20 protein-coding genes are annotated in these 22,064 nt (G+C 66.9%); 12 read left to right on the forward strand and 8 right to left on the reverse strand.

The genetic code is table 11. From position 1 onward, the window contains the following. Positions 1–76 precede the first annotated feature (76 nt). Entirely contained in the window at positions 77–1,087 is a 1,011-nt protein-coding gene (locus ACFWUP_RS16240; RefSeq protein WP_379234927.1) for an LLM class flavin-dependent oxidoreductase, read from the reverse strand. 109 nt (positions 1,088–1,196) lie between these two features. On the opposite strand from ACFWUP_RS16240, the gene ACFWUP_RS16245 reads away from it, so the two are divergent. From ACFWUP_RS16245 to ACFWUP_RS16260, 4 genes are all read left to right on the forward strand, one after another. Next, positions 1,197–1,673 carry a MarR family winged helix-turn-helix transcriptional regulator gene (locus ACFWUP_RS16245; protein WP_379234929.1) on the forward strand — a complete coding sequence of 159 codons (477 nt, stop codon included), beginning with the start codon at positions 1,197–1,199 and terminating at the stop codon, positions 1,671–1,673. 71 nt (positions 1,674–1,744) lie between these two features. Then, positions 1,745–3,175: an MFS transporter gene (locus ACFWUP_RS16250; protein ID WP_379234931.1), complete on the forward strand. Its 1,431-nt coding sequence runs from the start codon at positions 1,745–1,747 to the stop codon at positions 3,173–3,175. 81 nt (positions 3,176–3,256) lie between these two features. After that, on the forward strand, positions 3,257–4,333 hold the full coding sequence (locus tag ACFWUP_RS16255) for a class 1 fructose-bisphosphatase (protein WP_379234932.1): 1,077 nt from the start codon (positions 3,257–3,259) through the stop codon (positions 4,331–4,333). Positions 4,334–4,344: 11 nt separating this feature from the next. After that, positions 4,345–5,220 (forward strand): phosphoribulokinase, encoded by an 876-nt coding sequence (locus tag ACFWUP_RS16260; RefSeq protein ID WP_379234934.1) that lies wholly within the window; start codon positions 4,345–4,347, stop codon positions 5,218–5,220. 19 nt (positions 5,221–5,239) lie between these two features. Here the strand turns inward: ACFWUP_RS16260 and ACFWUP_RS16265 are convergent, their stop codons facing one another. Genes ACFWUP_RS16265 through rpe form a run of 3 tightly spaced genes read right to left on the reverse strand, consistent with a single transcriptional unit; the run spans position 5,240 to position 8,606 of the window. Continuing rightward, the gene (locus ACFWUP_RS16265) at positions 5,240–5,929 is read right to left on the reverse strand and encodes an HAD family hydrolase (protein WP_379234936.1); all 690 of its coding nucleotides are present in this window, start codon (positions 5,927–5,929) and stop codon (positions 5,240–5,242) included. Continuing rightward, positions 5,926–7,887: a transketolase gene (gene tkt / locus ACFWUP_RS16270; protein ID WP_379234938.1), complete on the reverse strand. Its 1,962-nt coding sequence runs from the start codon at positions 7,885–7,887 to the stop codon at positions 5,926–5,928. Before tkt ends, ACFWUP_RS16265 begins: the two co-directional genes overlap by 4 nt. Beyond that, positions 7,884–8,606 carry a ribulose-phosphate 3-epimerase gene (gene rpe / locus ACFWUP_RS16275; protein ID WP_379234939.1) on the reverse strand — a complete coding sequence of 241 codons (723 nt, stop codon included), beginning with the start codon at positions 8,604–8,606 and terminating at the stop codon, positions 7,884–7,886. The genes tkt and rpe overlap by 4 nt, the downstream gene beginning before the upstream one ends. Before the next feature lie 105 nt (positions 8,607–8,711). Here rpe and ACFWUP_RS16280 point away from each other — a divergent pair, with 105 nt between their 5' ends. From ACFWUP_RS16280 to ACFWUP_RS16290, 3 genes are all read left to right on the forward strand, one after another. After that, complete coding sequence (locus ACFWUP_RS16280) at positions 8,712–9,380, forward strand: response regulator (RefSeq protein ID WP_379234941.1); 669 nt, start codon at positions 8,712–8,714, stop codon at positions 9,378–9,380. Next, on the forward strand, positions 9,377–10,546 hold the full coding sequence (locus ACFWUP_RS16285; protein WP_379234943.1) for a GAF domain-containing sensor histidine kinase: 1,170 nt from the start codon (positions 9,377–9,379) through the stop codon (positions 10,544–10,546). The genes ACFWUP_RS16280 and ACFWUP_RS16285 overlap by 4 nt, the downstream gene beginning before the upstream one ends. Positions 10,547–10,690: 144 nt before the next feature. Continuing rightward, entirely contained in the window at positions 10,691–10,876 is a 186-nt protein-coding gene (locus ACFWUP_RS16290; protein WP_379234945.1) for a hypothetical protein, read from the forward strand. Here ACFWUP_RS16290 and ACFWUP_RS16295 read toward each other — a convergent pair. Continuing rightward, positions 10,858–13,017, reverse strand: coding sequence for an MMPL family transporter (locus ACFWUP_RS16295; protein WP_379234947.1), 2,160 nt, complete (start codon positions 13,015–13,017; stop codon positions 10,858–10,860). The two genes, ACFWUP_RS16290 and ACFWUP_RS16295, sit on opposite strands and share 19 nt — an antisense overlap. A gap of 88 nt (positions 13,018–13,105) precedes the next feature. Between ACFWUP_RS16295 and ACFWUP_RS16300 the strand changes: the two genes are divergently transcribed. After that, positions 13,106–13,711, forward strand: a complete 606-nt coding sequence (locus tag ACFWUP_RS16300) for a TetR/AcrR family transcriptional regulator (protein ID WP_379234949.1) — start codon at positions 13,106–13,108, stop codon at positions 13,709–13,711. Positions 13,712–13,800: 89 nt separating this feature from the next. Here ACFWUP_RS16300 and ACFWUP_RS16305 read toward each other — a convergent pair whose 3' ends face one another. Both ACFWUP_RS16305 and ACFWUP_RS16310 read right to left on the reverse strand, forming a co-directional pair. Then, positions 13,801–14,796 (reverse strand): class I fructose-bisphosphate aldolase, encoded by a 996-nt coding sequence (locus ACFWUP_RS16305; RefSeq protein WP_379234951.1) that lies wholly within the window; start codon positions 14,794–14,796, stop codon positions 13,801–13,803. Positions 14,797–14,831: 35 nt separating this feature from the next. Next, positions 14,832–15,743 carry a LysR family transcriptional regulator gene (locus tag ACFWUP_RS16310; RefSeq protein ID WP_379234953.1) on the reverse strand — a complete coding sequence of 304 codons (912 nt, stop codon included), beginning with the start codon at positions 15,741–15,743 and terminating at the stop codon, positions 14,832–14,834. A gap of 109 nt (positions 15,744–15,852) precedes the next feature. On the opposite strand from ACFWUP_RS16310, the gene ACFWUP_RS16315 reads away from it, so the two are divergent. From ACFWUP_RS16315 to ACFWUP_RS16330, 4 genes are all read left to right on the forward strand, one after another. Then, a complete protein-coding gene (locus ACFWUP_RS16315; RefSeq protein ID WP_379234955.1) occupies positions 15,853–17,316 on the forward strand; it encodes a form I ribulose bisphosphate carboxylase large subunit in 1,464 nt (487 codons plus the stop codon). A 10-nt stretch (positions 17,317–17,326) separates the two neighbouring features. Further along, positions 17,327–17,752: a ribulose bisphosphate carboxylase small subunit gene (locus tag ACFWUP_RS16320; RefSeq protein WP_379234957.1), complete on the forward strand. Its 426-nt coding sequence runs from the start codon at positions 17,327–17,329 to the stop codon at positions 17,750–17,752. Positions 17,753–17,756: 4 nt separating this feature from the next. Further along, on the forward strand, positions 17,757–18,722 hold the full coding sequence (locus tag ACFWUP_RS16325) for an AAA family ATPase (RefSeq protein ID WP_379234959.1): 966 nt from the start codon (positions 17,757–17,759) through the stop codon (positions 18,720–18,722). Between the two features lie 148 nt (positions 18,723–18,870). Then, the gene (locus ACFWUP_RS16330; protein WP_379234961.1) at positions 18,871–21,147 is read left to right on the forward strand and encodes an FdhF/YdeP family oxidoreductase; all 2,277 of its coding nucleotides are present in this window, start codon (positions 18,871–18,873) and stop codon (positions 21,145–21,147) included. A gap of 48 nt (positions 21,148–21,195) precedes the next feature. On the opposite strand, the gene fdhD is transcribed toward ACFWUP_RS16330, so the two are convergent. Then, entirely contained in the window at positions 21,196–22,032 is an 837-nt protein-coding gene (fdhD, locus tag ACFWUP_RS16335) for a formate dehydrogenase accessory sulfurtransferase FdhD (protein ID WP_379234963.1), read from the reverse strand. Between the last annotated feature and the right edge of the window lie 32 nt (positions 22,033–22,064).

Genomic DNA, 22,064 nt, shown 5'->3' on the forward strand with positions numbered 1-22,064 from the left:
CCTGCGGGCCATGCGCCGACCCACAGCACGACGACGCGACGCGAAAGCGATGGGTGGCCATCCATCCGCGCGGGGTTCACCGCACCTGTGGCGCCACCTTGTTCCCCAACAGATCGATGCTGTGCAGCACCTGTCCGGGCGGCAGTGTCCCCACGCTCGTGTGCAGCATGAACCGGTCGAGGCCGAGGGTGTCGCGCACCTCGCCGATCTTGTTCGCCACGTAGTCGGGCGTGCCGACGAACAGCGAACCGCTCTGCGAACGCAGCGCGTCGAACTGTTCGCGCGTCATCGGCCCCCAGCCGCGTTCCCGGCCGATGGTCGACATGGCCAGGGCGTAGGGCTCGTAGAACTCGGCAACAGCCTGCGCGTCGGTGTCCGCCACATAACCGTGCGCGTGCACCGCGACGGGCTGCTTCTCGTGCCCACCTTCGGCGAGCGCCCGGTGATACAGCTCGATCAGCGGCTTGAACCGCGCGGGCTCACCACCGATGATCGCAATGGCGAGGGGCAGGCCGAGCAGTCCGGCGCGAATCACCGATTCGGGACTGCCGCCGACCGCGATCCACACCGGCAACAACCTACCGTCGGTGCGCGGATACACCGTCGCGTCCTGTAGCGGCGCACGGAACCGGCCCGACCAAGTGACCGGCCCTTCCTCGCGCAGACGCAGCAACAGCGCCAGCTTCTCCTCGAACAGCGCGTCGTAGTCGGACAGGTCGTACCCGAACAGCGGGAACGATTCCGTGAACGACCCACGCCCTGCCATCAACTCCGCGCGCCCGTTCGAGAGCCCGTCCAACGTGGCGAAGTCCTGATACACGCGCACCGGATCATCGGAGCTGAGCACGGTGACCGCGCTGGTCAGCTGGATGCGCTCGGTGCGCGCGGCGGCCGCGGCCAGCACGACAGCGGGGGAGGACGCGGCGAAATCCTTGCGGTGATGTTCGCCGACGCCGTACACATCGAGCCCGGCGGCCTCGGTCGCCACGGCCTCGTCGACCACCTGGCGCAGTCGCTGGGCAGCGGTCGGCGCTGGCCGGTCGCCGGTCGGGTACAGCTCGGCGAAGGTCGTAAGCCCCAGTTCCATGTGAACCTCTCTTCGGGATGGTGTCACACTCTAAACGGACCGCAGTCCGATAACATTCCCGAGTTATGGATGGATGCGGATTATCTATGACAAAACTATAGTGAGCGGTATGACTGCTCTCGCGCCGACGCGCAATGAACCGGACCTGTCCTTCCTGCTCGACCGCACCAGTCATGTCCTGCGCACGCAGATGGCGGCGGCGTTGGCTGACATCGGGCTGACGGCCAGGATGCACTGCGTGTTGGTGCATGCGCTGGAGGCGGAGCGCACGCAGGCGCAGCTCGCGGAGCTCGGCGACATGGACAAGACGACGATGGTCGTCACCGTCGACGCGCTGGAGAAAGCTGGTCTGGCCGAACGCAAGCCGTCGAGCACCGACCGCCGCGCCCGCATCATCTCGGTGACCCCTGAGGGCGCGAAACTTGCCGCCCGCAGTGCGGAAATCGTCGACGGCGTCCATCGGGACGCGCTCGATTCACTACCGAAGGCTGAGTGCGAATCCTTGTTGCGCGCACTGAATCACCTGGCAGAAGGCCATTTATCGACATTGGTCGAAGCTGCTCCCGCGCGCCGCGCCAGGCAATAGTCCGTTAGAGATTGTCTGCTACGAAACTATCTAGTAGTGTCACTCTTGTTCGACACGAGCAGGAGATGACCATGACGAAGTCCCAGCGCACCGCCCTCGCGGTGCTGTCGGCAGCGATGCTGATGACCATCCTCGACGGCAGCATCGTGACCGTCGCCATGCCGGCGATCCAGGAAGACCTGGGCTTCTCGCCCGCCGGTCTGAGCTGGACCGTGAACGCCTACCTGATCGCCTTCGGCGGCCTGCTCCTCCTGGCGGGGCGCCTCGGTGACCTGATCGGCCGCAAGACGATGTTCGTCACCGGCAATATCGTCTTCACCGCCGCCTCGGTGCTGGCAGGCGTCGCGACCACGCCCGTCGTGCTGGTCGCGGCCCGCTTCCTGCAGGGCATCGGCAGTGCGATCGCCGCCTCGGTGGTGCTCGGCATCCTGGTGACGATCTTCACCGAGCCACGCCAACGAGCAACGGCCATCGGCGTTTTCAGCTTCATCGGTGCCGCGGGAGCCTCCATCGGGCAGGTGCTCGGCGGCGTGCTCACCGATGCGCTGAACTGGCACTGGATCTTCCTGATCAATGTGCCGATCGGTGTGCTGACCGTCTTCGTCGCGATGAAAGCCCTGCCCGCTGATCGTGGTCTCGGCTGGGCCGCCGGTGCCGATGTGCTGGGTGCCGCGCTGGTCACCGCCGGTCTGATGCTGGGTATCTACACCGTCGTCGAGGTGGAACTCTACGGCTGGGTCTCGACGCACACCCTCGGCCTCGGCGCACTGGCCGCCGCACTGCTCGCCGCCTTCGTCGTCCGTCAGGCCACCGCGACCAACCCGCTGCTGCCGCTGCGAATCTTCCGCTCCCGCACGGTCTCCGGCGCCAATGTGGTCCAGATGCTCACTCTCGCAGCCATGTTCGCCTTCCAGATCATCGTGGCGCTCTACCTGCAGAAGGTGCTGGGCTACAACGCATTGCAGACCGGCCTGGCCATGCTGCCCGCCGCCGTCGCCATCGGCGCAGTGTCGCTGTTCGCCTCCGCTCGGCTGATCACCCGCTTCGGCGAGCGCGCTGTGCTCATCGCCGGTCTGGCCCTGCTGCTCGCGGGGATGTCCTGGCTGATCCGGCTGCCCGTCGACGCCGCCTACCTGACCGACGTGCTGCCGGTGATGGTGGCGATCTCCGGTGGCGGCCTGGTGCTGCCCGCCCTCACCGCACTCGGTATGTCGGGTGCCGACGCCGACGACGCGGGCCTGGCATCGGGACTGTTCAACACCACCCAGCAGGTCGGCATGGCTATCGGCGTCGCGGTCCTGTCCACCCTCGCCGCCGCGCGGACCGGCATCGAACTGGTGACGGGTGCCTCCGACGCCGAGGCTCTGACCAGCGGTTACCGGCTTGCGTTCACCGTCGCGGCCGGACTGCTCGCCGCGGCCCTGCTCGTCAGCGCCACCGTGCTGCGCAAGCGGAACCGCACCGAAACCGAGTCGGTGGCCGCGCCGGTCCTCGCCGTCTGACGCGACGAGTCGCAGGAACCACCCCTGCGATTCACCCCCCGGGTGGATGCTCACCCGGGGGTTCGGTGGTGTCCTCGAAGGATGCTGACCGATCGCACGACGTTGACCCAGTTCCTCATCGAAGAGCGCCGCCGCCATCCCGGTTCCAGCGGTGAGCTCAATTCCCTGATCCTCGACGTCGCGCTGGCCTGCAAGGCGATCTCCAAGCGCATCGCCTCTGGCGCGCTCACCGGTGTCCTGGGCGGCGCCGGGGTGGTGAATGTGCAGGGTGAGCAGCAGCAGAAGCTCGATGTGGTCGCCAACGACCTGTTCCTGCGCGCCAACGAGTGGGGTGGTCAGCTGGCGGGCATGGTGTCGGAGGAACTCGACGACCCGTACAGGATCCCGCCCGACTACCCGCGCGGCAAGTACCTGCTGGCGTTCGATCCGCTCGACGGTTCGTCGAATATCGATGTGAATGTCGCTGTGGGCAGCATCTTTTCGATTCTGCGCGCACCGCACCCCGGCGTGGACGCGATCCTGGAGGACTTCCTGCAGCCCGGCACCGAACAGGTGGCCGCGGGCTATGCGATCTACGGTCCGGCAACGCAACTCGTGCTCACCGTCGGCACCGGCGTGCACGCCTTCACTCTCGACCCCGAGCTCGGCGAATTCTTCCTGACGGGGCAGAACCTGCAACTGTCGGAGTCCACGTCGGAGTACGCGGTCAACAGCTCCAACCGTCGCTTCTGGGAACCGGCGGTGCAGCGCTATATCGACGAATGCCTGGCGGGCGCGACGGGTCCGCGCGAGAAGGACTTCAACATGCGGTGGGTGGCCTCGTTGGTGGTGGAGACACACCGGATCCTCACGCGCGGTGGCGTTTTCCTGTATCCGCGCGATTCCAAGGACCCGTCCAAGGAGGGCAGGTTGCGGCTGCTCTACGAGGCCAATCCGATCGCCTTCCTGATCGAGCAGGCCGGTGGTCTCGCCTCGACCGGTCGTGAGCGGATTCTCGAGGTCGCCCCCACCGAGCTGCACCAGCGGATCGCGTTCATTTTCGGGTCCCGCGAGGAGGTAGCGCGCATCGTGAGATACCACGCCGAAGCGGCTGAGGAGCCCGACGGCCAGTGGAGTCCGCTGTTCGGTCTACGCGGCCTCTACCGTTCCACCACCTGAGGAGGAGATTCATGTCCGCCAAGCACCCTGTCGTCGCCATCACCGGATCATCCGGTGCCGGAACAACGTCGGTGATGCGCACGTTCGATTCGATCTTCCGGCGGGAAGGCATCGATGCCGCGTATGTCGAGGGCGACAGCTTCCACAAGTTCGACCGCGCCGGCATGAAGGAGGAGCTGACGCGGGCGCTGTCGGACGGCGACCACACCTTCAGTCACTTCGGCCCGGAGGCCAATCTCTTCGAAGATCTCGAGAAGCTGTTCCGTGGCTATGGTGAGACCGGAACGGGCAGGGTGCGAAAGTACCTGCACGACAAGGAAGAAGCCGCGCCCTACGACCAGGAACCCGGCACGTTCACGCCGTGGGAGGACATCCGGCCCGGCACCGATCTGCTGTTCTACGAGGGCTTGCACGGTGCGGTCGCCAACGAGCAGGTCGACGTGGCGCAGTACGCGGATCTGCTCATCGGGGTGGTGCCGGTGATCAACCTCGAGTGGACCCAGAAATTGCACCGCGACAAGGACAAACGCGGCTACTCCACCGAGGCGGTGACCGAGACGATCCTGCGCCGCATGCACGACTACGTGAACTTCATGTGCCCGCAGTTCTCCCGCACCCACGTGAATTTCCAGCGGGTTCCGGTGGTGGATACGTCGAATCCGTTTGTCGCCCGGACGATTCCGACGCCTGATGAATCGATGCTGGTGATCCGGTTCGCCGACCCGCACGGCATCGACTTCCCGTATCTGCTGTCGATGCTGCACGACTCGTTCATGTCCCGCCCGAACACGATCGTGTGTCCGGGCGGGAAAATGGACCTGGCCATGCAGTTGATCTTCACGCCGATGTTGTTGCGGCTCATGGAACGTCGCGGCCGCACCCGCTGAGACGGACTCGACGACCACCTCACCCGAGGTGGTCGTCGAACCATGTCACCAGCTCCGGATCGTCGAGCCCGTCGGCGACGAGCACCGCCGCGGACAGGTCGTCGGTGCGGGTGTAGGTGTTCTGGGCGGCCACGCACCGCAGTCCAGCGGCCACCGCCGACCGCACGCCGTTGGCCGAATCCTCCACGGCCACTGCCTGGTCGGCGGACAGTCCGGTCTGGATCAGCACGTCGAGATACACCGCCGGGCTCGGTTTCAGCACGGGGACTTCGGTTCCGGTGGTCACGGTGTCGAACGGCTCTCCGAACGCGTGTTTCAGCAACGGCTCGACCCAGGCGCGCGTGCCGGTGGTCGCGACGTGTAGCCGGACACCGTGCGCCCGGAGTCGTTCGATCAGCTCCCGCGCGCCCGGACGGGGCCGGATGTGCCCGTCGGCCGCCATCTGCCGCATGATCCGGGTCTTGATGCGGTGCAACTGCTGTGCGAGTTCGCGGGCCTCCGAACCCGTCCGCCCGTGCTGTTCGAACCAGAACGCCAGTCGCTGCGCGCCACCGGCGACCTTCAGCAACTTCCCGTACTCCTCGACCTCCCAGCGATCAGGGAGCCCCGCCTCGGCGAAGGCCGCGTTGAAGGCCACCCGGTGCCCGTCGCGTTCACTGTCGACGAGGGTGCCGTCGACATCGAAGATCACCGCCCGCAGCGGAGTCACGGTGCACCGTCGAGGTATTCGCGAATCCGGTCGAGCACGGCTGCCACGGTGAACCCGTGATGCGCCATCACCTCGTCGCCGGGACCGCTGTGCCCGAACTCGTCGATGCCGATCGCGAGGTCGACCAGACCGGCCCAGCCTGCGGTGCTGCCTGCCTCGATGCTGATGGTGTGCGCGGAAGGATCGGCGATGAAGCGCGACCGATCCAATGCCGACACGACGCGAACGTCGTATCCCTCGGCCCGCAGTCGCTCGGCGACACCGGCCGCCAGCGCGACTTCCGAACCGGTGGCCACGATGTCGATCCCACGCGCGACGTTCGCGGAAGCGAGCTCGGCGTCGGCCGCACTGTCACCGGTTCGCGATTCGATGCCGACCTCGAACTGGGGGAGGGACTGCCGGGAAAGGATCAGCGCGGTCGGCCCGTCGACGCGACTCAACGCCAGCTCCCAGGCGAGCACCGTTTCGGCATCGTTGGCCGGCCGCAACACCTGAACCCCGGGAATCACCCGCAGCGACTCGACATGCTCGACCGGCTGATGCGTCGGCCCGTCCTCACCGACCGCGATCGAATCATGCGTCAGCACATAGATCACCGGCTGTTTCATCAACGCTGACAGGCGTAAAGCGGGCCGCAGATAGTCGGCGAACACCAGGAACGTGCTCCCGAACACCCGGAACCCACCGTGCAGGCTCATCCCGTTCAGAATCGCCGCCATCCCGAACTCGCGAATACCGAAAGCGATAGCGCTGGAGGCGAAGTCATCGCGGTTCACCACCTCACCGCACACCGTGCCGGTGGATCCGGCGAGGTCGGCCGATCCGCCCACCAATTCCGGCATGACCGCCATCGCCGCCGTCAGACACGCCTGCGAGGACTGTCGTGTTGCCCGAGGTGCCTCCGCCGCAACGGCTTCCAGCGCGGGCAGCAGTTCCGCGGGCAGCAATCGCGCACGAGCACGCCGGAATTCGGCGGCCCGCTCCGGCGCTACCGCGTCGAATGCCGCGAATTCCTCGAGCCAGGTCGCGTGCTCCTCACCGCCGATCGTCGCCAGCACCGCACACGTCGCCGCTACCTGCTCGGGCACGGCGAACGATGGAAGTGTCCATCCCGCAAGCTCTTTGGCCCGCGCCAGCTGCTCGGCGCCCAAGGGTGCTCCGTGCGCCTTGGACGTACCGGCGACACCGGGCGCACCATGACCGATCACCGTCCGCACCGCGAGGAAGCTCGGCCGCGGATCGCCCTTGGCGCGCATCAACGCCGCATCGATCGCCGCGATATCGGTCCCGTCGGCCACCACTTCGGTATGCCACCCGTAGGCCGCGAACCTGGCCACCTGATCGTCGCTACACGAACGCCCGACCGCACCGTCGATGGTGATCTCGTTGTCGTCCCACAGCACGATCAACCCGCCGAGCCCCAAATGCCCTGCGAAGGAAGCGACTTCGTGGCTGACGCCCTCCATCAGGCACCCGTCGCCGACGATCGCGTACGTGCGATGCCCGGTGATCTCGGGGTACCTGGCAGCGGTCATGCGCTCGGCCAGGGCCATACCGACCGCCATCGCCAGGCCCTGACCCAACGGCCCGGTGGTGCATTCGACCCCGGCGGTGTCCCCGTATTCGGGATGCCCCGGTGTCCGAGACCCCAACTGCCGGAACCGTTTCAACTCGGAGACGGGCAGGTCGTAGCCGAACAGGTGCAGTAGCCCGTACAGCAGCGCCGACCCGTGCCCGGCCGAGAGCACGAACCGGTCCCGATCGGCCCATTCGGGATCGGCCGGATCATGGCGCAGGTGCCGACTCCACAGCGTCCACGCCATCGGCGCCGCACCCATCGGCATGCCGGGGTGCCCGGACTGCGCGGCCTCCACCATGTCGGCCGCGAGGAACCGCAGGGTGTCGACGGCGAGCTGATCGGTCGCCACCGAGGGGACGAAAGTCGCGATATCGGTCATCGGAGGGCCCCGATCGTGGCGGCTTCGCGCAAGCGTTTGACCGCCGCCGCTTTGCCTTCGGGATAGCCGTACATCCACGACCCCGAGATGAAAACACCGGCGCCCGCGACAGCCGCACCGCCGATCGTGTCGGCGTTGATCCCGCCGTCCACCTCGAGCTCGATCGACCGCCCCGACTCGTCGATCATCCGTCGCAACTGCGCGATCTTCGGCTCGACCGCCGGAATGTAGGCCTGCCCGCCGAACCCCGGATTCACGGTCATCGCCAGCACCAGATCGGTCTCGGCCAGCACATGCGCGACGGTCTCGGCGGGGGTGTGCGGGTTCAGCGCGACACCGCTGCGCGCACCGAGATCGCGGATCCGCGCGAGGGTGCGATGCAGGTGCGTACACGCTTCGGCGTGCACGATGATCAGCTCGCAACCAGCATCGATGTACTCGGTGAGCAGCTCATCGGGATTCACCACCATGAGATGCGCCTCGAACCCCACCGTGCTGTGCGAACGCGCCGACGCGATCACGTCGGGCCCGAAAGTGAGGTTCGGGACGAACACGCCGTCCATCACATCCCACTGGATCCGGTCGACGCCCGCCGCGCACAGATCGCGCACCTCCTCACCCAGTCGAGCGAAATCGGCGGGCAACACCGACGGCACTATGAGTGGCCGACGAACTGTGGACTCCGGCATGGCGCGGCCTTTCTGATCGGGTCCGTTCATCGGACCGCACCGGCTCACCCGCCGCACTCCCCCTCGGGGGTGGCGGCCGGGGTGAGATCTCGTCAATGCCGGTATGCGCGGTGCCGTCGGCCGTAGGGTGGGGGGATGCCGGAGTTGCCTCCGACCCCGTTGAAGCTGGTGCTCGTCGACGATCACGAGATGGTGCTGCACGGGCTCGACGCCATGCTCGGCCACTTTCCCGACGAGGTCGTGATAGTCGGCCAGTCCACCACCGACACCGCCGCGCTGCGGATGGTCGCCGAGCAGCGGCCCGATATCGTCCTGTGCGATGTGCGCATCGGCAAGGCCAGCGGGCTCGACCTCTGCCGCCAGATCACGCTGCAGCATCCCGCCACCAAGGTCGTGCTGCTCACGGTGTACGACGACGAGCACTACCTGTATCAGGCGCTGCGCGTCGGTGCGTCGGGTTACATCCTCAAGCGGGTCGACGGTCGCGAACTCGTCGCGCAGTTGCGCCGCGTCCAGGACGGCGAGACCGTGGTCGACGCGTCACTGGCAGGCCGGGTGGCCCTGGCCGCGGCCCGGCTCAACGCGGGCCAGTTCTGGTCCGGCGCGCACCTCGGACTGACCCAGCGTGAGTCGGAAGTGTTGGGGCTCTTGGTTTCCGGACATTCGAACCGGGCGGTTGCGAGCAAGCTGGTGGTCAGCGAGGACACGGTGAAGACTCACATTCGCGGGCTGTATCGCAAGCTGGGGGTGTCCGATCGCAGCGGTGCGATCGCGGTTGCCTTGCGGGAGGGGCTGTTTCGGTGAGTCACCTCGGCGTGGTTCCTACGGCGGCGGAACTCGCCCCACTGCTCGGGGGCGACGGGGTGCTGCTCTACGCCATCGACGGCCAGGATCTGAGCATCGTCGACATGTGGCCCGCGCATCCCTCCGCGAGTTCCCTGCGGTTGCAGGTCGGATTCGGGGTGACGGGACTGGTGGCCCGCACCCGCAAGCCGGTGCTGCTCGACAACGACTCGCCACGTAATGCCCTGCACCGCAGGCTCTTACGACTGGAACCGCATCAGACTGTCGCCCGAATGTGCCTGCCGCTGCCGGGCCTCGACGGTGACGTGGTCGGCGTGCTGGCGGTCCACCGCGGCCCACGCGACCCCTTCGGACAACTCGACCTCGACGGCGCGCAACCACACGCCGCTGTGCTCGGGCTGTGGTTGCACGCGCAACGTCTGTTCCGTGCTGTCAACGAGCACCGCACCGAACGGGACCGCCTCGTCGAACAGGCGATCACCGCCCAGGAGGCCGAACGCCGCCGCATCGCCTTCGACCTGCACGACGGCGTCACCACCGCGTTGGCCTCGATGTCGTTCCACCTGTCCGCCGCCGACCTCACCGTCTCCGAACTCGCCGCCCACGTCGCCGTCACCGACGAAGCCAGCCTGCGCGACCTGGCCCGGGCCCGCGCCGAACTCGTCAGCGCCCGCGAACTGGCCGACTTCGCCTACAACGAGACCAGGGCCGCCATCTCCGGCCTGCACAGCCTCGTCCTCGACGACCTCGGCCTGGTCGCCGCGATCGAATCGCTGGTGCGCACGGTGACCGGCGACGGCCCACCGGAGATCGAGTTCCTCGTCGACCCCTCCGCCGCCATCGACGACATCCCCGACCACGCCGCAGCCACCCTCTACCGGATCGCCCAGGAATCCCTCGCGAACGCGGTGAAACACGCGGGCGCACAACGCATTGTCGTCTCCTTGCGTCGGGTCGGTGACTCGGTGGTCCTCGGATGTTCCGACGACGGTGCCGGTTTCGACCCCGCCCAGCGCCGCGCGAACCGCGCCGCCGACACCGAACAACACTTCGGCCTGACCTCCATCGCAGAACGCTGCGCCATCATCGAAGCCTCGCTGCGGGTGGAGTCGATGCGGGGGCGCGGAACGACCGTCCTGGTCGAGTTGCCGATCCGCACCAGCTAGACCGCGAGCCGGGGGCATTTCCCCCAACGCCCCTAACTCCCGCCGTCGACGCCCCCAATTGCCGTTCTAGGTCGTGACCTGCGGAAAGAGTGGTCATAGTCTGGGATGACAGAACACCGACGGACTCTCGAGAGGGGTAGGCACATGACCGAACCGAGTACCCCGATGCAGCGCCAGGCCGCCCGGATGCAGCACGCTCTGCCCGAGGGATGGCAGGTCGACATCGTCGACGAGCCGATCCCCGGGGGCACGGGTACGCGCCCCGTCCTGCACCTACACCCGCCGAGCGCCTTCGTCTCCCGCCTGTTCGGCTACCCGACCGCGGCCTGAGCCGCCGTAGTGGCATCAGCCGATTCTCGCCAACCGAAGCGGTCGTGAAAGCGCCGCAACGGGCCGGGCGCCCACCAATTGGCGTGTCCGGCCAGGCGCATGAGAGCGGGAACCAGGATGCCTCGCACGAGGGTGGCGTCGATCGCGATGGTGATCGCCATGCCGATGCCGAGCTGCTGGAGGAAGGTGACACCGCTGGTGGCGTAGACCGCGAACGACGCCGCCAAGATCAGGCCCGCGGCAGTGATCAGTGGTGCCGAGCGCGCGATGCCGCGGGGCACCGAGCCGATCGGGTCGCCGGTACGGTCGTAGTCCTCTTTGATGCGTGAGAGCAGAAACACCTCGTAGTCCATGGACAGGCCATAAGCGATGCAGAACATGAGGATCGGGATGCTCGGCTCGATATTGCCGGTCGGGGTGAAACCGAGTACGTCGGCCAACGCGCCGTTCTGAAAACCCCACACCAGCACGCCGAACATGATCGACATCGAGAGCAGATTGAGCAGCGACGCCTTCAGCGGAGCGAGCACACTGCCCGTCATCAGGAACAGCACGGCGAAAGTGACCAGCAGGATCAGTGCCGCCACCACCGGCAGACGCGCGGTGACACCGTCGCGATAGTCGACCATCTCGGCGGGGAATCCACCTACCAGGACATCGAAAGGTGCGGGGACGGCACGGATATCGGCGACAAGGCCGGACGAGTCGGTGGCGAGCCGGGTAGCGGTCGGTACCACGCGCAACCAGGTCGCCGCACCCTCGGTGAAGCGCGCCGGATCGGCCGTTGACGCCGAATCCACCCGCAGCACACCAGGAATCGTGGCGAGCCGCTCTGTGTACCCCGCGATGTCACCGAGCGTGTCGGGCCCGGCCTTCGGTGCGATGACGTGTACGGCGTCGGCTTCCTCGGTCTCGAAGTCGGCACGGATCGTGTCGTACATGGCGCGCACCGGCTGTTCGGGGGTGAGTACCCGGTCGTCGGGGGGACCGAAGTTCATGCCGAGCGCGGGAGCGCCGAGCAGTATCAGGACCAGCAATGCCGAGCCGCCCGCCGCCACCGGCCTGCGCATCACCTTCTCCGCTGTTCGGTACCAAAAGCTCTGCTCCGCAACCCCGGTCGGCTTCGCGGGCAAGGCGCGACGGCCGAGCAGCATCAGGATGGCGGGCAAGATCACCACCGCCGCGAGCACCGCGGTCGTCGCCACCGCGATCCCCGCGTAGGCGAACGATCGCAGGAACGGGAACGGGAAGGCGAACAGCACAGCCAAGCTGATCCCCACGGTCGAGGCGCTGAACGTGATGGTTCGTCCCGCGCTCGCTACCGCCCGGCGCACCGCTGCCGCCACGTCGTGCCCCGCGGTCAGCTCCTCCCGGAACCGATAGATCATGAACAGCCCGTAATCGACGCCGAGCCCGATCCCCATCACCAGCGCGATGTTCGCGGCGAACGTCGACACGTCGGTGAACACGCTCACCAACCGCAGCGCCGTCAACGTGGCGACCACACAGAACAGGCCGACCGCGACGGTGACCAGCGCCAGGGTGACTCGTCGCAGCACCAGGGCCAGCAGGGCGAAAACCAGTGGGAGCACGATGAGTTCGGCACGCAGGAAGTCCGCCGATGCCTGCTCGGCGAGATCACGGAACACCTCGTCCGCGCCGCCGAGGGTGAGCGCGACAGCGGGATCGGTGACCGTTTCGACGATCTGGGTTTCGATACCGGGCAGGAGTTCGCCGCGCACCCGGTCGGCGTCGCCGGGCGCCCAGGCGAGCACGAGCGCACTGCGGTGATCGGTCGCGGCCAGGGTGTCGGGCGCTCCCGGCGACCAGAACGACCAGGCGTCGCCGACTCCCGGATACGCGCCGAGTTCCGCCGTGAGCCGAGCGCCGATCGCGGCGGCTCCGGGATCGCGCACATCGCCGCCGGTCGCGGTGACCAGGATCGCGATATTCGGGGCGCCGGTGCCGAATCGGTCGGCCAATTCGCGTGCGGCGGTGCCGGATTCGGAGCTCGGATGCTCGAATCTGTTCAGCGAGAGCGAGTCCATCGCGCCACCGGCGGCGACGAGGAGTGCGACGAACAACGCCAGGGCGGCGGCGAGTAGAGCGCGGGGTCGATGGGTGACGAACCGTCCGAGCATGGGCGTTCCTCTGCTAGCCTGCGAAGATACGAGCAATCACTCGTAAGATCGAAGATACGAGTAATTACTCGCATATTCAAGGAGGAATATGGCCGAGGTACGTCGTCAGGAACGCGGCCGTCGTCGGATGGAGGAGATCCTGCACGCGGCGGCGCAGGTGTTCGGCGAACGTGGGTACGAGAACGCGACGACCAATGCGATCGCCACCGCCGCGGGCATCTCGCCGGGCTCGCTGTATCAGTACTTCCGCAACAAGGAGGAATTGGCGACGGCGCTGGCCGAGCTGTACCGGGAGCGCCTTGCCGCTTTCGGTAGCACGTTCGGCACCGCCGTCGGCCCGGGCGATCTCGACGTGCTGCTCGACCATGTGATCGGGCCGCTGGTCGAGTTCAACATCGCCAACCCCGGGTTCAAGGCGCTGTTCGCGCGCGCCGACATGCCCACCGCGCTCCGCGACGCTGTCGACCCCGCGCATCGAGCCGTCCACCTTCGGGCGGAAGGTCTGCTCGGCGCTGTCTACCCCGATCTCGCCCCGGATGTGCGCGCACGCTGTACCGCCGTCGCGGTGCAGACGGTGCGGGCCATGATGCCGATGATCGTCGAGGCTCCCGAGGGCGAGCGCGCGGCGTTGACCGAGGAACTGCGCGTGGTCCTGCGGTCGTATCTGCTGGCTCGGGGGAGTGGGAGCTCGTAGCCGGAACCAACAAGCGCAGCAGCGATGCCCGAGGGGTGGCACCGCCGCTGCGTGTTGCCACCGCGTCAGGATGCCTCGCCGGAGCTCGGCTACTGCGCCTGATCGGTGGCGTGGGAGGCGGTGCGGCAGTTTTCGAGCAGAACATGTTGTGCGGCAGCGACTTCGGCGGGCGTGCCTCCCCAAGTATGCAGGGCGGAGCTCACCAGGGCACGTCCGAAGGAGAAGGTCACCGGCCATGGGCGGTCGGCGATGGCGGCCAGCGCGCTCAGGAACTCGCACACGCTGGTGGTGGGATGCCCGCCGGAGAGGAACGCGATTCCCGCGACTTCGGCGGGGACCTGATCGCGCAACACCGCGAAGGTGGCGGCGGCGACTTCGGTCGGCGCGATGGGGGTGGCGCCCAGGCCCGGCGTGACGAAGTTCGGCTTGAGCACGATCCCGGTCAGGTCCACCCCGGCATCGGTCAGAGCCTCGAACAGGGAACTCAGGGCGAGCGCGCTGGCTGTTGCCGATGCGGCGAGGTCGTGGTCGCCGGTGCACAGCACCTCGGGTTCGACGATCGGGACGATGCCGTGCTGCTGACACAGTGTCGCGTACCTGGCCAGGGCTTGGCCGTTGGCGCGGGCGGAGTCGGGGGTGATGGTGTGGACGTCGAACACCGCGCGCCACTTGGCGAACGCGGCGCCGCGGTCGGCATAGGAGGCCAGCCGCGCGCCGAGGCCGTCGAGGCCTTCGGTGATCAGTGCGCCGTTCTGGCCGGGCAGTGGTGTGGTGCCGGTGTCGACCTTGATGCCGGGCAGGATTCCTAGCTCGCGGGCCGCGATCGGGAAGGGACGGCCATCGGCGAGATCCTGGCCGAAAGTCTCGTCGCACAGGATGATTCCGCTGATCCACTCCGACAGGCCGTCGGCGGTGAGCAGCAGTTCGCGGTAGTCGCGCCGGGTGGTCGCGCTCGCGGGGACCCCTTCTTGTTCGAGGCGCGATGACATGGTTTTGATCGACTCGTCGGCGGCGAGGATGCCGCGGCCGCCGCTGGTCAGCTGCTGGGCGATGTCGGCGAGGGCGGTGGCGGGAAGTGTCGTCATGACGACCAGCGTGCGGGCGGCGTGGTGAGCCGTCCTCACCCCTTCGGGCGAGACCGGGTGTGAAATGCGGCGGCGCCGACCTGGTCCGGATCGCAGAGATGGGCGACGAACAGCCGGGCCGCCGAGGTCGGTTCGGCCGAGGTGCAGACGTGCCAGGGGCGATCGAGGGGGGTGCCCGGCACGCCGTAGGCGACCAGTTCTCCCGAGGCGAGTTGCTCGCGCACCGCTTCCTCGTGCACCAGCGTGACGCCGAGGCCTTCGCGGGCGGCGGCGACAGCGGCGCCCGAGGTGCCGAGGGTGAGCAGGGGAGGTGCGGCCTGCAGTCTGCTCAGCAACGACAGTGTGGTGTCGCGGGTGCCCGAGCCGATCCCGGTGAGTAGCCATGGCGTGGTCAGCGGGTCCTCGACCAGGCCGGGTCGCCCGACCAAGACGAGGCGGTTCGCCCGTCGTGCCGCCGTGATCAGCCCGGATCCGCGCGGTGGTCGGCCCGCCAGCGCGATGTCGAAGACGTGGTCGGCGGCGCGGGCGAACAACTCGCCGCGCGTCAGCACCGACAGCGAGAGTTCGACGTGCGGGTGGGCGCGAGCGAACGTGGCCATCAACAGCGGCAGCACATACTCACTCGCCGTCGCCACCGCCCCGATGCGCACCCGCCCTCGATCGGCATCGTGGACCGCCCCGGCCGCCTCGGCGAGCAACCCGAGCAGTCTGCGCACGTACCCGGCGAAGATCTCGCCCGAGTCCGTCGCCACGATCCCACGGCCGGATTTACCGAAAAGCCTTGTGCCCAAAGCTTCTTCCAAAGCGGTGATGGCAGCCGACACCGCAGGGGGTGTGACGTGCAGTGTTTCGGCCGCCGCCCGCACACTGCCCGTCTCGTACACCGCGAGAAAGGTACGCAGCCGACCCCAGGTGGCGGCGGCGGGAAGGTCCGGGCTGGCGAACATAGTTCAATTATGTCTTAACAGTGCACAGGAAAGATTCCATTGTCGTTGAACTGTCCGCGCCCACACACTGGGAGTGCTTCTCCAGGTGTGATGCGAAAGGACGACGGCGATGACGACGATCGAGAACGAGGGCCCGGCCATCAAAGAGCGGTGGGATCCGGGTGTTCAGAGTTATGCCGGAATGGGTTACTGGAACCCCGATTACGTCCCCAAGGACACCGACGTGCTCGCCGTCTTCCGCGTCACGCCCCAGGACGGTGTCGACCCGATCGAGGCCGCGGCCGCCGTCGCGGGCGAATCCTCCACGGCCACTTGGACTGTGGTGTGGACCGACCGGCTCACCGCCAACAGCCACTACCAGGCCAAGGCGTACAAGGTCGACGACGTTCCAGGCAGGCCTGGCGAGTACTTCGCCTACATCGCCTACGACATCGACCTCTTCGAGGAGGGCTCCATCGCGAACCTGACCTCCTCGATCATCGGCAATGTTTTCGGCTTCAAGCCGCTCAAGGCCCTGCGCCTGGAAGACATGCGCATCCCCGTCGCCTACACCAAGACCTTCCAGGGCCCCGCCCACGGCATCGTCATGGAACGGGAGATGCTCAACAAGTACGGTCGCCCGCTGCTCGGTGCCACCATCAAGCCCAAGCTCGGCCTGTCGGCCCGCAACTACGGGCGCGTCGTCTACGAGGCCTGTCGTGGTGGCCTCGACTTCACCAAGGACGACGAGAACATCAACTCCCAGCCCTTCATGCGCTGGCGTGACCGCTTCCTCTACGCGATGGAGGGGGTGAACCGGGCAATGGCCGAAACCGGCGAGATCAAGGGCCACTACCTCAATGTCACCGCGGGCACTATGGAGGAGATGTACCGGCGGGCGAACTTCGCCAAGGAGCTCGGCAGTGTGGTGGTGATGATCGACCTCACGATCGGCTACACCGCCATCCAGTCCATGGCGCTCTGGGCGCGCGAGAACGGCGTGCTGCTGCACCTGCACCGGGCGGGCCACTCCACCTACACCCGTCAGAAGACCCACGGCGTGAGCTTCCGGGTGATCGCGAAGTGGTGCAGGCTGATGGGTGTCGATCACGTGCACGCGGGCACCGTCGTCGGCAAGCTCGAAGGCGACCCGGCCACCACACGCGGTTTCTATGACACGTTGCGCGACAACGATGTTCCGACGAACCTGGGCAACGGCATCTTCTTCGATCAGGACTGGATCTCGATGCCCGGCGTCATGCCGGTGGCTTCCGGTGGCATCCACGCCGGTCAAATGCACCAGCTCCTGGATCTTTTCGGCGATGACGTGATCCTGCAGTTCGGTGGCGGCACCATCGGCCACCCCTACGGCATCGCCGCCGGTGCCGAAGCCAACCGGGTCGCTCTGGAGGCAATGGTCAAGGCGCGCAACGAAGGTCGCGACCTGCTGCTCGAAGGCCCTGGCGTGTTGCGCAACGCCGCCAAGCACTGCGCACCACTGCAGGCCGCCCTCGACACCTGGGGCGACATCACCTTCGACTACACCAGCACCGACGCGCCCGATGTGGTGGCGACTCCGGTGCCCTCGATCTAAGGAGCACCCGATGAAACTTCGCTACGGCACCTTCTCCTACCTGCCCGACCTCACCGACGACGAGATCGCCGCCCAGGTGAAATACGCCCTCGATCACGGCTGGCCGGTCTCGCTGGAATACACCGACGACCCGCACCCGCGCAATGTGTACTGGGAGATGTGGGGGCTGCCGATGTTCGACCTGGCCGAACCCGACGGCGTGCTCGCCCAGCTCAACGACTGCCGGGCCACCTTCCCGCAGCACTACATCCGGCTGCTGGCCTACGACGCGAGCCTGGGTCGGCAGTCCACGGCGATGCAGTTCCTGGTCCAGCGACCGGCGCACGAACCCGGTTTCCTGCTCGAACGTGTCGAGGGCCCCGACCGCACCCAGCGGTACTCGGTGAAGTCCTACGCCACCGCCCGTCCGACCGGCGATCGGTACGTGGGCGAGTGAACTGATGGACACACCAAAGGGATTCGGGTTCCACCGGCCGGGCGTCCACGGTTCGGGGCAGACGGCTGTCGACGAGGAACCGCACGAGCCCGCGATTCTCGGCGACGACGAGGTGCTCGATCTCTCGGCCGACGAGGCCGCGGCCAGGGTGACCGACACCCTGGCCGCCCTCGACGCCGAGCTGGTCGGCCTGGCCGCGGTGAAGCGCCGGGTCCGTGAGGTCGCCTCGCTGCTGCAGGTCGACCGGGCGCGGCGCCGGTTCGGGCTCACCACCACGCGCCCGACGTTGCACATGAGCTTCACGGGCGGTCCCGGTACCGGCAAGACCACGGTCGCCCTGCGGATGGCGGCGATCCTGCACGCGCTCGAATACATCCGGGCACCGCGCGTGCACACCGTCACCCGCGACGACCTGGTCGGCCAGTTCATCGGCCACACCGCGCCAAAGACCAAGGAGGCGATCGCCCGCGCGGCCGGTGGGGTGCTGTTCATCGACGAGGCCTACTACCTGTTCCGTCCGGAGAACGAGCGCGACTACGGGCAGGAGGTGATCGAGATCCTGCTCACCGAGATGGAGAACGAGCGCGGCGATCTGGTGGTGATCTTCGCCGGCTATCCCGACCGGATGGCGACGTTCTTCGCCGCCAACCCGGGCCTGAGTTCCCGTGTGCCGCACCATCTCACGTTCGAGGACTATGACCACGCCGAGCTGACCCAGATCGCGGGTCTGATGGTGGAGTCGGAAGGTTTCGCTTTCGACGACGAAGCCCACAAGGCTTTCGCCGAATACCTGACGTTGCGCATGCAGCAGCCCAGGTTCTCGAACGCGCGCAGCGTGCGTAATGCCATCGAACGGTGTCGACTGCGGCAGGCACGCCGACTGGTGGCGTTGGACCGCCCACTGGGCAAGTCGGATCTGATCACGCTCACGGCCGAGGATGTCTACGGAAGTAGCGTGTTCGAGCCGTAGCGCGACTGCGTCACCGCAGGCGGGAAGCCCGATAACCGAGATCTATCAGGTGATCGGGCTTTCCGCTTTGACAAGCGCGACCATTGTGAGAAGCCTGAGGTCACATATGTCGTCGCGCGGTGTCGCAGAACTGAAAATGAGCTGATACATGACCTCGATCGAGGACCCTGAAGATCATCTGACCGTCACGCCGCCCAAGACCTGGGCGGTCGGCGTTCCCGCGGTAGTCCACGCGATCGAGTATTCGCTCTCGCAGAACTCTCCGGCCCGCACGGCGCTCACCCTGCTGAACATCAATCAGACCAAGGGTTTCGACTGCCCCGGCTGCGCGTGGCCGGAGCCGAAGCATCGACACCTGAACGAGTACTGCGAAAACGGTGCCAAGCACATCAACGACGAGGCGACCACCCGCCGTGTCACCAGGCAGTTCTTCGCCGAACACCCCGTGGCCGAGCTCGACACCATGTCGGACTACTGGCTCAACCAGCAGGGCAGGCTCACCGAGCCGATGGTGAAGCGTCCCGGTGCCACCCACTATGAACCGATCGGCTGGGACGACGCCCTCGACCTGCTGGCCCGTGAACTGCGCGGCCTCGCTACCCCCGACGAAGCCCTGTTCTACACCTCGGGCCGGCTCAACAATGAGGCCGCGTTCCTGCTGCAACTGTTCGCGCGGGCGTACGGCACCAACAACCTGCCCGACTGTTCGAACATGTGCCACGAGTCGAGCGGTTCGGCGCTGCAGCAGACCATCGGTGTCGGCAAAGGCACTGTGTCGCTTGATGATATCTACGAAGCGGACCTGATTTTCGTCGTCGGTCAGAACCCCGGCACCAATCATCCGCGGATGCTGTCGGCGCTGGAACAGACCAAACGCAACGGTGGCAAGATCGTGGCGGTGAATCCGCTGCCCGAGGCGGGGCTGATCCGGTTCAAGAACCCGCAGAAGGTGCGCGGGGTGATCGGGCGCGGCACCGAGATCGCGGATATCTTCCTCAAGATCCGTCCTGGTGGCGACCTCGCGCTGTTCCAGATGCTGAACAAGCTGCTCCTGGACGCCGAGGACGCGGCGCCGGGCACTGTTCTCGACCACGAGTTCATCGCTTCGCAGACAACAGGTTTCGACGCTTTCGCCGAGCACGCGAAGAAGGTGAGCTGGGACAACACGCTCCTCGCGACCGGGTTGGCGCGCGAGGAGATCGAGGCCGTCCACCAGCAGGTGTTGGGCAGCAAGAAGATCATCGTGTGCTGGGCGATGGGTTTGACCCAGCAGAAACACGGTGTGCCGACCATCCGTGAAGTGGTCGACTTCCTGCTGCTGCGTGGCAATCTCGGGCGCCCCGGTGCCGGTGTGTGTCCCGTGCGTGGGCACAGCAATGTGCAGGGCGACCGCACCATGGGGATCTGGGAACGGATGCCGCAATCGTTCCTGGACGCCCTCGGCAAGGAATTCGACTTCACCCCGCCCGCCGAACACGGTCTCGACGCGGTCGACTCCATTCGTGCCATGCGCGACGGCGAGGCGAAGGTATTCGTCGGTGTCGCAGGCAATTTCGCGCGTGCCACGCCAGACAGTGATGTGACCGAGGCGGCGTTGCGGCGGTGCTCGCTGACCGTGCAGATCTCCACCAAACTCAACCGCTCCCACACAGTGTGCGGTGACACGGCGCTGATCCTGCCGACGCTGGGTCGCAGCGACCGCGATATCCAGGCCACCGGTGAGCAGTTCTATACGGTCGAGGACTCGATGAGCCAGGTCCGCACCTCGCGAGGGCGACTGGATCCCGCCTCGCCCGATCTGCTGAGCGAGGTGGCGATCATCTCGCGGCTGGCGCGCGCCACGCTTGGGGAGGAGTCCACGATTCCGTGGGAGGAGTTCATCGCCGACTACGGAACCGTGCGCGACCGGATTTCCCGGGTCGTGCCGGGGTTCGAGGACTTCAATGCCCGTGTCGGTCAGCCTGGTGGGATGTTGCTGGTCAACCCGGTCAACGAGGGCATTTACCACACTGCCAGCGGCAAGGCCGAGTTCACCTGCAACGACTTCGACATGCTCGACGCACCACCGGGATACCTTGTGCTGCAGTCGCTTCGGTCCCATGACCAGTGGAACACCATCCCGTATGCGGCCAATGACCGCTACCGTGGCATTCACAATGCGCGCCGGGTGGTGATGGTCAATCCCGAGGACCTCGCCGAGCGGGGGATCGCGGATGGGGACGTGGTCGATATCGTGAGCATTTGGCACGACGGGACCGAACGGCGGGCGGAGAAGTTCGTGGCGGTCGGGTATCCGGCCAGTCGCGGTTCGGCGGCCGCGTACTACCCGGAGACCAATGTGCTGGTCCCGCTCGACAGTGTGGCCGACATCAGCAACACACCGACGTCGAAGGGCATCATCGTCCGGTTGGAGCCGGTCGGCTGAGTACGGCGTAATTCGGCCCGGTCGCCATTGACCGGGCCGAATTCCCGCCTACATGACCGCGTGCTGTGACAACCGCATCGCGCCCGAGTAGACGTTCATCGACGAGCCGCGCAGGAAACCGACCAGCGTCAACCCGTTGTCAGCGGCCAGGTCCACGGCCAGTGAGGACGGAGCAGAGACGGCGGCCAGCATCGGGATGCCTGCCATCAGCGCCTTCTGCACCAGTTCGAACGAGGCTCGCCCGCTCACCATCAGAATGGTTCCGCGCAGCGGCAGCATGTCCGACTGCAATGCGTACCCGATCACCTTGTCCACGGCATTGTGTCTGCCGACATCCTCACGCAGACAGAGCAATTCGCCGTACCCGGTGAACAGTCCGGCCGCGTGCAGACCGCCGGTGGTGTCGAACACCCGCTGACCACCGCGCAGCTGTTCGGGCACGGTCGAGATCACGCCGGGTGTGCTCTGCAGTGGATCGTCGGCGACCGACCAGTGCGTGTGGGTGCGCACCGCGTCGAGGCTGGCCTTTCCGCACAGCCCGCACGAGGACGTGGTGTAGAAATTGCGTTCCAGCGAAGCGTCGGGCGGTGCCACGCCGGGCGCGAGCTCCACATCGACGATGTTGTAGGTGTTGGAGCCGTCGGCGGTGGCGCCCGCGCAGTAGCGGATGCTCACGATCTCCTCCGCCGTGCGCACCACGCCCTCGCTCACCAGGAATCCGGCCGCCAGGTCGAAGTCGGCGCCGGGTGTGCGCATCGTGATCGTCATAGCCTTACCGCCGACCCGGATTTCGAGAGGTTCCTCGGCGACCAGGGTGTCGGGTCGTTCCGAGTACTGTCCGTCGCTGATGCGCAGCACCCGTCGACGCGCGGTCACTCGCCCCACTGTGTACTCCATTCCCGGTCGGTGCCGACCCG

The sequence above is a fragment of the Nocardia sp. NPDC058658 genome, from assembly GCF_042716665.1.
Classification (GTDB): Bacteria; Actinomycetota; Actinomycetes; order Mycobacteriales; family Mycobacteriaceae; genus Nocardia.